Source organism: Shewanella sp. SM71, from assembly GCF_025653905.1.
GTDB classification, from domain to species: Bacteria; Pseudomonadota; Gammaproteobacteria; order Enterobacterales; family Shewanellaceae; genus Shewanella; species Shewanella oncorhynchi.
Window position 1 is genome coordinate 79,744 of record NZ_JAKKRW010000020.1, and the last position, 13,868, is coordinate 93,611.

Annotated in this window: 15 protein-coding genes; 8 read left to right on the top strand and 7 right to left on the bottom strand. The window is 46.2% G+C overall.

The window, feature by feature from the left end:
• The first annotated feature begins 312 nt into the window (after positions 1-312).
• Positions 313-1,959 (top strand): ZIP family metal transporter, encoded by a 1,647-nt coding sequence (locus L5L97_RS18035; protein ID WP_263183220.1) that lies wholly within the window; start codon positions 313-315, stop codon positions 1,957-1,959.
• 61 nt (positions 1,960-2,020) lie between these two features.
• Positions 2,021-2,824, top strand: coding sequence for an NRDE family protein (locus tag L5L97_RS18040; RefSeq protein WP_131525674.1), 804 nt, complete (start codon positions 2,021-2,023; stop codon positions 2,822-2,824).
• A 39-nt stretch (positions 2,825-2,863) separates the two neighbouring features.
• Here the strand turns inward: L5L97_RS18040 and L5L97_RS18045 are convergent, their stop codons facing one another.
• Entirely contained in the window at positions 2,864-3,316 is a 453-nt protein-coding gene (locus L5L97_RS18045; RefSeq protein WP_105250965.1) for a YybH family protein, read from the bottom strand.
• A gap of 396 nt (positions 3,317-3,712) precedes the next feature.
• On the opposite strand from L5L97_RS18045, the gene L5L97_RS18050 reads away from it, so the two are divergent.
• Together L5L97_RS18050 and L5L97_RS18055 are read left to right on the top strand one after the other, a co-directional pair.
• Positions 3,713-4,276, top strand: coding sequence for a lysophospholipid acyltransferase family protein (locus L5L97_RS18050; protein WP_263183222.1), 564 nt, complete (start codon positions 3,713-3,715; stop codon positions 4,274-4,276).
• A 26-nt stretch (positions 4,277-4,302) separates the two neighbouring features.
• The gene (locus L5L97_RS18055) at positions 4,303-4,926 is read left to right on the top strand and encodes a LysE family translocator (RefSeq protein WP_105250963.1); all 624 of its coding nucleotides are present in this window, start codon (positions 4,303-4,305) and stop codon (positions 4,924-4,926) included.
• Positions 4,927-4,942: 16 nt separating this feature from the next.
• Here the strand turns inward: L5L97_RS18055 and L5L97_RS18060 are convergent, their stop codons facing one another.
• Entirely contained in the window at positions 4,943-6,208 is a 1,266-nt protein-coding gene (locus L5L97_RS18060) for a mechanosensitive ion channel family protein (RefSeq protein ID WP_105250962.1), read from the bottom strand.
• A 209-nt stretch (positions 6,209-6,417) separates the two neighbouring features.
• On the opposite strand from L5L97_RS18060, the gene L5L97_RS18065 reads away from it, so the two are divergent.
• Positions 6,418-6,996, top strand: coding sequence for an outer membrane protein (locus L5L97_RS18065; protein ID WP_263175886.1), 579 nt, complete (start codon positions 6,418-6,420; stop codon positions 6,994-6,996).
• A 26-nt stretch (positions 6,997-7,022) separates the two neighbouring features.
• Here L5L97_RS18065 and L5L97_RS18070 read toward each other — a convergent pair whose 3' ends face one another.
• On the bottom strand, positions 7,023-7,415 hold the full coding sequence (locus tag L5L97_RS18070) for a DUF1090 domain-containing protein (protein ID WP_263175887.1): 393 nt from the start codon (positions 7,413-7,415) through the stop codon (positions 7,023-7,025).
• Between the two features lie 215 nt (positions 7,416-7,630).
• Between L5L97_RS18070 and L5L97_RS18075 the strand changes: the two genes are divergently transcribed.
• Positions 7,631-8,260 (top strand): DUF3157 family protein, encoded by a 630-nt coding sequence (locus L5L97_RS18075; RefSeq protein ID WP_263183224.1) that lies wholly within the window; start codon positions 7,631-7,633, stop codon positions 8,258-8,260.
• Positions 8,261-8,398: 138 nt separating this feature from the next.
• Positions 8,399-9,394: a DUF481 domain-containing protein gene (locus L5L97_RS18080; RefSeq protein ID WP_219251715.1), complete on the top strand. Its 996-nt coding sequence runs from the start codon at positions 8,399-8,401 to the stop codon at positions 9,392-9,394.
• Between the two features lie 3 nt (positions 9,395-9,397).
• Here L5L97_RS18080 and L5L97_RS18085 read toward each other — a convergent pair whose 3' ends face one another.
• Both L5L97_RS18085 and L5L97_RS18090 read right to left on the bottom strand, forming a co-directional pair.
• Entirely contained in the window at positions 9,398-9,829 is a 432-nt protein-coding gene (locus L5L97_RS18085; RefSeq protein WP_113941252.1) for a VOC family protein, read from the bottom strand.
• Positions 9,830-9,847: 18 nt separating this feature from the next.
• On the bottom strand, positions 9,848-10,486 hold the full coding sequence (locus L5L97_RS18090; protein ID WP_131524607.1) for an MliC family protein: 639 nt from the start codon (positions 10,484-10,486) through the stop codon (positions 9,848-9,850).
• Positions 10,487-10,936: 450 nt separating this feature from the next.
• On the opposite strand from L5L97_RS18090, the gene L5L97_RS18095 reads away from it, so the two are divergent.
• Positions 10,937-12,265 carry a M48 family metallopeptidase gene (locus L5L97_RS18095; RefSeq protein WP_168826895.1) on the top strand — a complete coding sequence of 443 codons (1,329 nt, stop codon included), beginning with the start codon at positions 10,937-10,939 and terminating at the stop codon, positions 12,263-12,265.
• 128 nt (positions 12,266-12,393) lie between these two features.
• Here the strand turns inward: L5L97_RS18095 and yedF are convergent, their stop codons facing one another.
• Both yedF and yedE read right to left on the bottom strand, forming a co-directional pair.
• Complete coding sequence (gene yedF, locus L5L97_RS18100) at positions 12,394-12,627, bottom strand: sulfurtransferase-like selenium metabolism protein YedF (RefSeq protein ID WP_107946196.1); 234 nt, start codon at positions 12,625-12,627, stop codon at positions 12,394-12,396.
• Positions 12,627-13,841: a selenium metabolism membrane protein YedE/FdhT gene (yedE, locus tag L5L97_RS18105; RefSeq protein WP_107946195.1), complete on the bottom strand. Its 1,215-nt coding sequence runs from the start codon at positions 13,839-13,841 to the stop codon at positions 12,627-12,629. Before yedE ends, yedF begins: the two co-directional genes overlap by 1 nt.
• Between the last annotated feature and the right edge of the window lie 27 nt (positions 13,842-13,868).

Here is a 13,868-nt window from a genome sequence, read left to right on the forward strand (position 1 = left end):
TAAAAATAACCAACACGGCATAAAGTACGTTACAACCCGCCGGAACGGAGCGCCTAGGGAGCTCCACTTCCGTGTTGCAACAATTCAAAAGGTGGCCGCTCTGAAACTCGTATCTTCAGGTAGCTTGGGTATAGTACCTTTTCTCGAGTTAGATCTGAAAATTTCTCCGCAGAATGGCCAAAGTGAATAAAATTCTCCCCTTCAAAACACAGTATAAAATGTCAGTTGAGTAAATTGCCTGCAAGTCACTGCTCACTTTGCTTTACAGCTGGTATACTATGGCGTTTTTTCAGCAAATTTTCCGTGGAATCCATGCTCTATCTTCTTGCTAGCTGTATCGCACTCTTAATTGGCCCTCTGTTTTATCGCTACTTCTCATCGAGTAGTGGCTTACAAAAGGGGCTCGATGGTTTTATATTCGTCTCATTAGGCGGATTAGTGCTGATCCACATCTTGCCAGAATTACTCGAGCATGGTGGCATGCTTGCGATCGTCTTTGTACTCCTCGGCATCTGGGGGCCTACCGCCAGCGAACGCCTATTTCACCGTTATTCAGAAGTCACCCATAATTTTACGCTTTTCTTGGGTATTGGTGGCTTATTACTGCATACCATCACCGATGGCACCGCTATGGTTTTGGCGCAGCAAGACGATAACTCCATTCTGCTAGCTCTTGGTGTCATACTCCACCAATTACCCGTCGGTTTTGCAGTATGGTGGATACTTAAACCCCATCTTGGAACACGTTGGACACTTATGATCTTTGCAGCCCAGATGCTATTTACAGGCATAGGCTATTTCGCCGGTGAGCAACTACTTCCTTATTTAAATATCGATGACACTGTCTACTTACAAGCCTTTATTACAGGCACAATTCTGCATGTGGTACTACATCAACCCCATGGTCAGCATGAAAGTGATACGCAAGGCAAATATGAATACCAAGCTGGCATAGGTAGTTTGCTCGGCATCGGCTTACTCGTGATGTTGCTATTAATGGATTCAGGCGGCCACGGCCACGAACATGCCCACCATGATCACAGCACAGAGCAATTAATGACTTGGCTATTAAAGCTCGCACCCGTGTTGCTGCTGAGCTATGGTGCGGCTGCGCTGCGCTTTAAATTAGGTTTGACGCCGCAGGATAGCAGTTTAGCCCGTCGCTGGTTCCAACGCTTAGCTGGGCCTGAAGCCTTAGTGATCACAGCTCTACTTCTCGGTCCTTGGTTAGCGTTATTCCAATTGCTTGTAGTGTTTATTCTGAGTGCGTATTTAAGCCATGCTAACGTCACCATTACCGATCCACACACTAAATTACCCAGCAATTCACTGCGTTTCGGCTTTGCTCATTTAGTCGATCGCAGTGCACCTTGGATTTTACTCAGCCTAGTATTAGTGAATTTAATTGGCCACCCTTCAATGCCCTTAAGCAATCCATTGCTACAGGTTGTTGTGCTATTGCTTGTATTTTTACCAATGCGTTTCTGCAACTTAGGCGCCGCCGTACTCGCTCTTGCACTGGCTTATAGTGGCTGGAGTCCTATTGCGATTATGATGCCGCTGATTGCAGCACCTGTGCTCAACATAGCTCAGCTTAAGTTAATGACATGGACGCAAAGGGCGATATTACTGAGTATTATTGCGCTGAGCTTAGCCGCAGCATTACGCTTGCCACTATGGTTCTCCTTATTTACCTTGCCTGAAGTCGTGAACTTAATTGCTCTACTGATCCTCTCCGGGGTGTTTGCCGCCAGCTTACTGCGCTTAGGTCCACGTAAATTTTTACGCCGCTTAATGCTTAGCAAACCGGCAGCTCATGCGCATAGCCATTCCCACGAGAATACACATACTCACGAATCTAGCGCTTCGCACACTGACGAGCAGAAACCTGTTGTGGCGCCTAGTGCCGATAAACATGCACATGAACACGCAAAAACGGATAAGCACTCGCACCACTAACGCTGTTCATTTGTGAGCAGACAGGCTAAGTTAATCTACCTTTGGATTAATTTAGCCTGCTATGTGCATACTCTTTGTCGCCATTAATGCCCATCCTAAGTATCCCTTAATCATCTGTGCCAACCGCGATGAGTTTCATCATAGACCAACTGCGCCAGCGCATTTTTGGCCGCCGGAAGAAAACATACTCGCGGGTAAAGATCTGCAGGCCGGTGGCACTTGGTTTGGTATCAATAAACAAGGACAAATCGCTGGCGTAACCAATCTGCGCGTTCCGCAAAAGAACCCTGAAGCCATGCGTAGTCGTGGCGAGCTGATTACTATGACGCTCAACTCAGGGTCGCTCGTGTGCCCTAATTGGCTCGTTGAACATAGCGACAATTATCAGCCGTTCAATCTCATCTTCGGCCAAGGTACTGACTTATATTGTTTTAACAGTATCAATAAAGACACAGTAAAACTTGCCGATGGATTTCATGCCATTAGCAATGGTGCACTCGATGATATTTGGCCGAAAATGGCGAAGGGACAGCAGGCGTTAGAAGCGGCAATCAGCCAGTCCAGCAGTATAGAAGTGCAAGTACTGTTACAACTAATGAAAGACGATTCCCAGCCGCAAGATAATGAGCTGCCTAATACGGGAGTAGGGATCGAGTGGGAACGGCGTTTAGCTGCGATTTATATTCGTCACCCCGACTATGGCACCCGCTCCACCAGCATTCTGCTTGAAGATGCTGAGGGCGGTATGCATTTCACCGAAGTGAGATACGATGGCAAAGGTAGACAGCTTGGACAGCAGGATTTCCATTTAACTCTGCCTGCCGAGCCGCCCACCAAACCAGACTGTTTATTATCGCAAATCTAATTTGAACTGCTGTGCAGCACTGAGTGTAAAGGACACGGTTTAGTCTGAACTGTGGTCCATAGTGATCACCCAACGATCGTCGATTTTTTCAATCAACAGAGTAAACACGCCCGTTGGGGCATCTTTTATCCGCCGTAAATCCCAGCGCCCAACAACCATAGCGGCGTAATTACTGAGCATTTTTATTTCTTTGATAGTGAACTTCAGTTCACCAAGCGCTTCTTTATTTGGATAATTTTTCTTATAGGCAGCGAGAGTTTCTTCCCAGCCAAAACGAAACTTACCATTAGAGACAAAACGCAGTTGATCACTCTTCCAATAGCCTTGCATATAAGCATCGAGATCGCCGCGATTCCAGGCGTCTTCTTGGCCTTTGAGCATCTGCGTAATTTCATCCGTCGGCACCGCATTAACATGACAAGTCAGCAAGAGTAACAGCGCCGCAAAAACACGCTGCCAGATAACCTTGTTTAATAGTCCATTTTTCAACATAGTATCGTTCCCCCACAATCAATCAGGTTAAACTGTATTATACCCAAGCTACCTCAAGATACGAGTTTCAGAGCGTCTAGGGTACACCAATTCAAGGCGCTTCAATGAAAGAATGTCGACCACCTTTTGAATTGATGCAACACGGAAGTGGGGTGCCCTAGGCGCTCCGTCCCGGCGGGTTTTAACGCATTTTATGCCGTGTTGGCTATTTTTAACTTAGTCCACTAGGTCCGCAAATAGCCGCCTTGCCTAAAATGCGTTCAATTACCGCTGAATTCTGCATCTTGAGGTTGTTTGGGTATATCGCGAATTCAGTACAGACTATCTTGTTTAAGCCAGTTTAAAATCTAAAAAAGCTGATGATATTATTAATTTTTCGACTCTGGGCACCGAACTATGTTTACACCACTTTGCCGTTGGCTACTTAACACTTCAGGCTGGCAGATAGAAGGCCAACTGCCCGACTGTGCTAAATACATCATCATAGTTGCACCGCACACTAGTAACTGGGACTTCATTGTCGGCATTTTAGCCCGTGGCGCCCTAGGTATCCGCATTCACTTTCTCGGCAAACACCAACTCTTTATCCCGCCTTGGGGCTGGTTTTTCCGCGCCATTGGCGGCAGTCCGGTGGATCGGCGCAAGAACAACAACTTAGTCGATGCCGCCGTGCAGCTGTTTGAGTCAAAATCCGATTACAAGTTAGCGCTAGCGCCACAAGGCACCCGCGGCCCAGTGACGCGCTGGAAGTGCGGCTTTTATCATATCGCCAGCAAGGCCCAAGTACCCATTACACCCGTTGGCTTAGATTTTAGCCGCCGCACTGTCGTTATCCGCACACCACTGCAACCCAGTGACGATATCGTGACCGACATGCAAGAGATTTTGAGCTTCTATCGCACCATTAAAGGCCGTCATCCCAAGGTGATCCCTGATTTTATAGCGAGTGCCAAATATTAACATTTATTCCATTTAGAGCAGCAAATATGCAACCCGAAACCTGGTTACTCTATTTATTTGCCATTGTATTGATTGGGATTTCACCCGGTCCTATCGCTATGTTGTCTATGTCCCATGGGATCCACTTCGGCAAGATGCGCAGCATAGCCACAGGCCTTGGCAGTGTTAGCGCCGCTTTAATCTTAATGATGGCGTCAGCGGCAGGACTGGGGGCGATTATTAGCGCCTCAGAATACGGTTTTACCCTGCTCAAATGGTGCGGCGCGGCCTATTTAGTATTTTTAGGTATTAAGCTGTTATTGACGAAAAACCAAGCTCAAGCCCTTGAAGTTAGCCCGTCAGAGGGCAAAGGTACGCCTGCGCAGCTTTATAAGCAGGCGTTTCTAGTGGGGATCAGTAATCCGAAGGATTTACTGTTTTTTGCCGCGTTATTTCCGCAATTTATCAATCTTGCCGCGCCGCAATTACCGCAACTGACCATTCTTGCCGTCACTTGGGCCGTGGTGGATTTTAGCTTTGTGATGATTTATGCCTGCATGGCCAATGTACTTGCGCCCAGCCTAAAGGCGAGCAACAAGCTGCATTGGTTTGACAGAACCAGCGGCGGTGTATTTATCACCTTAGCCGCGATTCTTGTCTCTCGAAACTAAATCAACAGTCATCAAACTAGTCGACCTTAACCGACTTTAAACTGCGAATATCATTGCCTGTTGGCGCTTGGAACGCCTGCAGACCAAACTCAGGCAATATTGCAAAAACATGGTCGAAGATATCCGCTTGTATCGCTTCATAAAATGCCCAGCGAGTGTCGTTAGTGAAGATATAAATCTCGATCGGTAGACCCTCTGTGGTCGGCGCTAATTGGCGAACCATTAAGGTCATATCCTTGTGGACTTTATCGTGACGCTGTAGGTATTCCTGCAGATAAGCGCGGAAAGTGCCGACGTTAGTCAAATGGCGGCCGTTCACTTTCATATCGAGATCCGACACTCTGGCATTCGACTCACGAATTTCGTTTATTTTTGCGGGGAAATATTCTTTTAAGCAATTGATCTTACTGAGACGTTCGCGCTCTTCCTCGGTCAAAAACTTTATGCTGTTGATATCGATATTGATCGCGCGTTTGATCCTGCGACCGCCCGACTCAGACATACCCCGCCAGTTGCGAAACGCATCCGACACTAAGGCATAAGCAGGGATCATAGTGATGGTTTTGTCCCAGTTGCGCACTTTCACCGTGGTCAGCGAGACTTCTTCTACCGCACCGTCGGCGCCGTATTTATCCATCTGGATCCAGTCGCCTTTACTCACCATACGGTTAGCCGCTAACTGAATGCCCGCCACAAAACCTAAGATAGTGTCGCGGAACACTAACATCACAAAACCCGTTGCCACACCTAAGCCGCTGAGGAAGTACACAGGTGATTGATCGGCCAAGATTGAGATAGAAACGATAATCCCAACAAAGAATAAAAATAGCTTAGTTAACTGTACGAAACTCTTAACAGGCAAGCGCCGACTCACCAGATTCACATCTGAAATTTCATCAACCGCATCCATACCTGCATACATAGCGCGGATAATCAGCACCACTAACCAAATACTCAGTAATCGGTCGACTAGCCCGCTTAACAGTGGATGCTCAGTCAGCGCGATTGGCACCAATAGATTAAGTACGATAGCGGGCACAAGCATGGCCAGCTTTTCAAGTACCTTATAACGCATGAATACATCGTCCCACGTCGCCTTAGAGCGCAGGATTACCATATTCACCGCACGAATCACCACGCGTCGGACAATAAAATAAGCGATGCTCGCTAACAGTAAGCAAGCAATGACCATAACTGTGGTCGATATTCCATCAGAGGGTTGGCTATCAATCCCAAAGCCCGCTAACCATGCCGAAATTTCGAGCCTTATTTCCTGATCCACAATTTCACTCCAACGTAGGCGCTAGCGCAACAAACCCATACAAAGGTAACTGCCGAGTTGACCTCGGTTAAATGTCACCCTAGAAAACACTCAAATCAAAACACAAAATATTTACAAACACTTATTTTAAAAGAGATTTTAGCATTTTGAATTGACCCCGCACACAGGAAAATGAACAATATTTCCCCTACCCCTAAGGAAACCATCCCATGTGTCGTCATTCATATACGCTAGCCTGTCTGAGCATTAGACTCCTGAGCCTATGCCAACCGCTTCAAGCGGCCGAATATAGCACTTCTAAGCAATTAGTTAGGCCAGATAAATCAGACGAAACTGCCAATGCACCCTATATCGCCCTTATGCTCGATTATATTCCCGCCACAGATAATCTCTATGGCATTACAATCGCCCCCTATCATTTCGATAATAATTACCAACAATGGGGTTATTACCTAGGCTATGCCCGCAGTCGTGAAACCGATATTATCGTGCCAGAACCCGCGGAATCCTATCGCCAAGAAAGCCTCTTCCGCTTAGGCTTAAGCTACAGCTTAACGGCAGATTTAAGCTTTTATGCCGGCGGCAGTGGCTATATCAGCACAGTGTCTTACACGAATAACATTTCACCCAAAATTGTCGATGGCAAACCCACATGGGAAGAAGATAAAACAACCCGTTGGGGCGCAGAAGCTGGGCTAAGATATCGAATCACTGAGCACTTCATACTGAGTGCCGGTTATAACTCCAGCACAGAATCCACTATTTTAAGCATAGGTTACGCGGGCTAAGCTCCTAGCGATTGGGCTTGAGCTATTTATTGCGTTAGCTCGGCTCGCGCCTTAGCAAGTTCAGCCTCGACTTCGGCGACTTTATTGCGTTTCTTGTTGATTTTATCCATAGAACGACCTTCTTCTATGGCTTTGGCCAATTCGTTTTGGCGCTCAGTGAGTTTTTCCTCTAAGGCCTCAACTTTAGCGACGCGCTCGGCATATAAACTGTCATCGTCGCAATGGGTTGAAACTTCGTCATAGGCCTTTTCAAGTCCCGCGACTTTATGCTTATTACCTGCCGCTTTTGCTTGGGCAAGTTCGGCACCAATAGCATCTAATTTCGCCGCGCAACCCACTTTCGGTGCTTCAGCAGCCAAAGTGACAGTGCTAAATGCCAATCCAATCACTAAGCCATAAATTCCATGTTTCATCTGCATCTTAATCTCCTGTTACTTTATTCATTGAGCATACCGCTCATGTACACCTATCTAATAGTGCCACAGTCAGCTAGCTCAATCTGTACTAGCGTTAAAATCTCGCCTTTAATCCACTTTATTCATCAAAACACGACTTAGACAGTGACTAACATGCGGCAAATTGTTTATGTTAGGGCAGAATATTGACTCAGACGGATATCGGAGCCAGAAAATTAATGCACACTTCATTACGCCTTAGCGCACTTAGCTCATTGTTATTGCTAACATCATCGGTTATGGCGGCCGACGTAGCCAATATCACCCTAGAAAATGGCGCCCAAGTCAGGCTCAAAGACGACTTTACCTGGGAATACGTGATCACTGAAACCAAAGCCGCGCCCAATGCCTTAGCCGCTACAGCCGTAGCAAGTGCATCGAGCAATATTGCCAGTGTCCCAAGTGCCGCAGTTACCACTCAAACTGTTGCTGCGCCAGTCACCACATTGACCGCCACTGCGATTACCCAACCTGAGCTATTAGGCTCAACGGCAAAAGATGGGATCAAAGTCAGCTTTGCTGAAGGTCAATGGAAAGGCGACAAACTCGGACTCAGCTTCGATCTCGCCAGCACCAGCAATGAACACGTTACCTTAGTTGAAGTTGAAGCTAGCTTCTTCGCCGATAATGGTACTTTGCTCAAAACCGAAAAACTCGAAGTGTGGGAAGCCATTTTCCGCATGCCTGAGACCTATCTACGCAAAGGCGAACAGCGTAAAAGCAGCGTCATTTGGGTCGAAGGCATAGATAAATCCCAATGGCAGAAGCAGCTCATTAATCTCAAAATAACCGAAATTAACTCACGCTAACTGGCAAAGAAGTAAGGGATTGCGAACCCGTTTTCAATCCCTTATCAACACTTTTATCAAATGTTATTGCTTTGTAGAGCCTGTGTTCGAGTAGAATGACAACACTTACTCTCCCCTTATTTTGAGCCCACAAGCAAGATGCATAATCTGATATCCAATCCAGCATTGTACCTTGTTGCTACGCTCTGTAGTGTCAGCCCCTTGTGTTATGCCGACACAGTTTTTTTGCTCAATGGCGATAAAATTAGCGGTGAAATTAAAGAGTTTAACGATCAAAATCTCATCATCAACACCAGTTATACCCCTAAAATTACCATTCAACGCAGTGCCATTCTCAGCCTCGAAGTCACAGATACTAGACCTTGGAGTGTCAGTCGTTCCATACAGGACATAAGAATTCAAGCCTCTAATGAACATGGCATGGTATTAATTAATAACCAGCACACTCCCGTGAGTGAGTTGAGATTCTCGCAGCACTATGCAAACTCAGATTGGAATTTTAACGGTAGTGTAGAAACCACACTTGATGTCACCAAAAACAAGAAAAATAGTCAGAAGCTACATATCAAAGGCGATATCACAGCGGAAACCTTGCAATGGCGACATAATCTCAAGACCGAAGTGCGCTACGAAACCGAAGATGACGTGACTAAGCGCAACACCCTCGAAGGACATTATTCATTAGACTATCTACTCAATGAGCATTGGCTGTTACGTCAGGAAGATTTTTATGAAGAAGATAAACTCGGCATCGATAGCCATAGCTATTATGCAGCGCTCGGTCCTGGTTATCGCTTTTGGGGTGCTGGACGCGATAAATTAGACTTCGTCGTAACCTACAACCATTTTTGGCTTGAACAACAGTCCTTTAAACTAGAACTAAATGCTTGGGCGGCCTCACTTAACTATAAACAATATTGGTTTGGTGGCATTTTAGAGTCCTATGCCGATCTGCAAATTGCCTTCCCAGATATGCCTTCGATTGATTACATCTCAAACTCGACAGTAGGACTTAAATATCTGCTAACTCAGCGGATTTATTTGTCATTTAAATATGACTTCAATGACACTAAAACAGTGATAGGCAATACGAGAGATACCAGCTACACCTTAGGATTAGGGGTTAATTTCTAATCCTCACTCCCGATACGCTAACCTGTGTGCCATAGGATGCTCATCATTCAATTGCAGTAAATCCCATAAGTTACCGTAGAGATCTTTAAACACAGCGACTATGCCATAGTCTTGTTCTTGCGGCTCGCGCGCAAACTCCACGCCATCGGCGACCATACGGCGATAATCACGCCAAAAGTCATCGGTATTTAAAAATAAAAACACCCGACCACCCGCCTGATTACCGATAAAATCGAACTGCTCAGGTTTAGACGCCCGCGCTAACAAGATAGACGCGCCCTTAGAACCCGGTGGGGCAACAACGACCCAGCGCTTATCTTGCTCGGCTTGATAAGTGTCTTCAACTAATTCGAATTTTAATTTATTCACATAAAAATCAATCGCCTCGTCGTAATCTCTTACGACTAAGGCGATATGCACGAGAGCTTGTTTCATGGCGACCTTAAATCAATCCTATTTAGTCACCAGTTTACAGGTCATTTCTGGTGCTTCGTAGCCCCAAACTACTTTAGCTTCGCCTTGATGTTCCCATAGGCTTTCATTGCGGCCTTGATACTTAGCGCCGCTGCCGCTGGGTTGCACAAACATTAATGAAGTACTATCACCATGTTCAGCAATCAGGGTGGCAGGTTCGGTTTTAAAATAAGTCACCACTACTTCGTTAGCTGGATTGCCGTCACAGGCATAAAACACTGGGCCGGTCATGTCGACTAAACGATATTGTGCCTGCAGTTCGGCAATGCGGGTTTGATAGCTAGATTCAATACACGCGTGCTTATCGTCGCTCTTCCAGCATTCATTACGGCCTTTCACCCAACCACGTTGCATCGCCTTTAAAGTAGGAGGTTGTTCATTCTTCGCTTTTTCAAGCGCTTGGCTATAAACCTTAGCTAACTGATTATCAAGTTGGTTCAGCCCCGCATCCTTACAGACCATGTCTTCAATACTGCCAGCATTCACTTTCGTGCAGTCAAAAGAAGGTGCGTTAGCCGCCATTACTCCCGCACTTAACGCGCTAACCATCACGCCTGCGGCACAATACCATTTGAAACCCAATCGATTACTTATCATCTTATTTGTTAACTTAGCCATCTCAATTCCTTTGTATTTCTGTGGTTTGTTTCAACGCTTGCCATAACTAACCCTATATAGGCTTAACCGAGCCTGACTCAAAGCACTATGCCTTGAAGAACCATGCCTTAAAGTGCACTCATAGTGATGTGATTTACTTTTATCTCGGTTCTAACAAGACTTAACCCTCAGCCGATATGCTGCGAAAACACCTAATTCTAGTGCGCTGCGAGGAAAATGCCCAGAGACTAAGAGCCACTTACCAATCTGTGTCCGCCTGCATAATCGGACTCTCTAGCGCCAAAAAACCACAAAATCCTGATGAAATCGACCTACTCCAATTTGCGCATAGCTGATTAAACTGAATGTCAAAACGGTTAATTTTTTGCTTTGCACACGATAGTGGTTGAATTTTCGAGTAAAATTGACTACTTTCACGCCGTTTGTCTCTTCACAAGGAAAAGGATCAACATGGAACAAGTTATTACCGCAGGGAACGAGAATCCCATTCAAATGACAGATATTGTCTATTCGAAGGAAAAATCGCTGTTCACTCTGTTAGCTATTATTTCTGGGATCGTCTGGGCGGCATTGATCATAGGCACTTTTGGCATGGCGCTGCTCTATGTGTTGATGTTTTTCATTATTTATCTCTTTAGCCACTCCGCCTTTATCAGCTACTTAAAAGGCACGGCTGTCGAAATCAATGCAGAGCAATTTCCTGAATTACATAAACAATATTTAGCGTGTTGCGAACGTTTAGAAATGCGCGAGCCACCACGCGCTTACTTATTGGCAGCTGATGGCATGTTAAACGCACTGGCGACACGCTTCCTCGGTCGCAACTATATAGTGCTATTTTCATCGATTGTGGATGCGCTTGAGTCAGATAAAGATGCGCTCAACTTCTATATCGGCCACGAGTTAGGCCATATTCGCCGCAATCATATAGGTAAAGCGCCCTTCTTAGTCTTCGCCACTTGGTTACCTTTAGTGGGTGCGGCTTATTCTCGCGCCTGTGAATATACCTGCGATCTCCACGGATTACGTTGCTGCAACAGCTTACGTTCAGCCACAAATGCCGTTGCTGTGTTAGCCGCTGGTGTCGAGCAATGGAAACGTATGAATGTGGATCAATATATCCGCCAAGCCAGTGAGTCGAGTGGTTTTTGGATGTCGCTGCACGAGCTTAATGGCAGCTATCCTTGGTTGACCAAGCGCATGGCAAGAGTCCAAGCCAAAGCACAAGGAGTGGAATATGCACCGCCATCACGCAGTGCATGGGCCTATGTACTCAGCTTCTTTATGCCACGTTTAGGCACAGCAGGCGGTGGATTGATAATCTTCGCTGCGATTATTGGTATTGCTGCAGCAGTCGCGTTGCCAGCGTATAAGGACTATCAAGAGAAAATGGGTGCCACCACGAGTTATGAGGCACCAACCACGACCGAAGCCACACCAGCGGCATTGAATGTACCCGATGCGGCACTGGCCATTGCCAGTATCGACCAGCAACATCAAGCACTGGCACCGATCACTGACATCTTAGTCGGTTACTATCAAACCAACAAAGCTTGGCCAACCGAATTGGATGTGCTTGGACTCACGGACGAGCAGATTGCGACATTTAATCTGTACACAGATGGCATAGTCGGTTTTATAGGAAGCGAAGCACTCGGGGATTATCAAGGCTATGAAGTCTATCTATCGCCTCAAGTTGATGAGCAAAATAATATCACTTGGGTTTGCAGCAGCAACGGTATTCCGGATGAATATCTGCCAGTAGATTGCCAAGGCTAATCCTGAATTTGCCCAATTAGCTGAAAGAAACTTTTACTGAGGAAGCTAATTGTATTTCCTGAGGAAATAGTAAAAAGCACAAACATAAGTTTGTGCTTTTTTGTTTTCATAATCGCGAAGGTTAGTGATTAACGCTGGATCAGATAACGAATAGTCGGACCATTCTGCTCAATTTCCAGCACTTTATAACCATGATTTTTAGCGTCAAGGGGAATGTTGTTAATAGACTGCGGGCAGTCACTAATCACCTCGAGAATTTCACCGGGCTTTAACTTTGGCATAGCCTCAAGGGTAGCCACTGCGGGATAAGGGCAAGGTTCACCCACCATATCGAGTTGATAATCTGGAATATATTGAGCCATTACGCCGCCTCCGCTAGCAATTGTTCATCACGCTTCGCCTTACGAGCAAAGAAACGTTTCTCCCACAGCAACATAGCGCCAAAGGAGAGCCCCAGCAGCACATAGGTCAGCAATAATCCGCCTTTATCGCCAAAGCTGGTCAGTAAATTAACTTTGTCCCAGTTCGTTGCTAATGGCTGAGCGATATCATCCCAGTAATACGCCAGTAAGGTTGAACCCAACACGTTACCTAAGCCCACCCACCAGAAATGTACTTGGCCTTCGACTGCACGATACATCCAACCCGTTTCACAACCACCAGCCAGTACAATACCAAAACCAAACAGTAAGCCGCCGATCACCGCATTAGGGCCAGCCCACATGATCTTAGGTGGCACACCCAGTTGCACATAGCTGTAAATGCCTATCGCACTGACCGCCATGCCTAAGATAATCGCCTTCGCCATGTGAGTACGACCAGTGATCCACATATCGCGAAACGCTGAGGTAAAGCAGATTTGGGCCCGTTCGATTAATAAACCAAAACCAACACCACAGAGCATAGCAATGCCGAGTTTTGGCGCATTGAACATAGTCAATAACCCCCAACCGACGATGCCTACAAACACCAGCATACCGATACGGAAACGACGTCTAGCTTGGTTTTCGTCCTGCTTGATTGAAGTCGCTTTATTTACCTTTTTCAGTTTTATCGGAATACGGAACATCGGCAGTAAGGTAAATCTTGCACCAAAGTAAGAGCCTGCTGCGGTCGCCAAAGCAAAGAACCAAGCATGTAAAGAGAACTGCGGAATACCCGTGAAGAAGGCGGCAAGGTTACAACCCATAGCTAAACGGGCACCAAAGCCAGCAATAATGCCGCCGATCAGTGCCTGAGCAATACGGATACGGCTCTGTGGCATACGCAGTTTGACGTTATTGGCCCAAAGCGCAGCAGCAATACAACCACCAAACATACCGATAATCATCATGCCGTCGATACGATCTAGAGGAGAGCCCTGCAGACCTATCACTTTGAAATAACCCCAAGTTTCTGGTTCTGCACCTAAAAACTGCAGTAAATGACCACCCCAACGAGTGAATTCCCCAGTAACAGCCCAGAAGGTTCCGGTCAAACCAAAATAGTAAGTAGAAAGGATACCTGCAGCGATAACCGCTGGCATAGGCGCCCAAAAACGGACCAAATATTCTTGTTTAAATTGTTGCCATGTCATGTCATTACCCTAATGAACGAGACTATA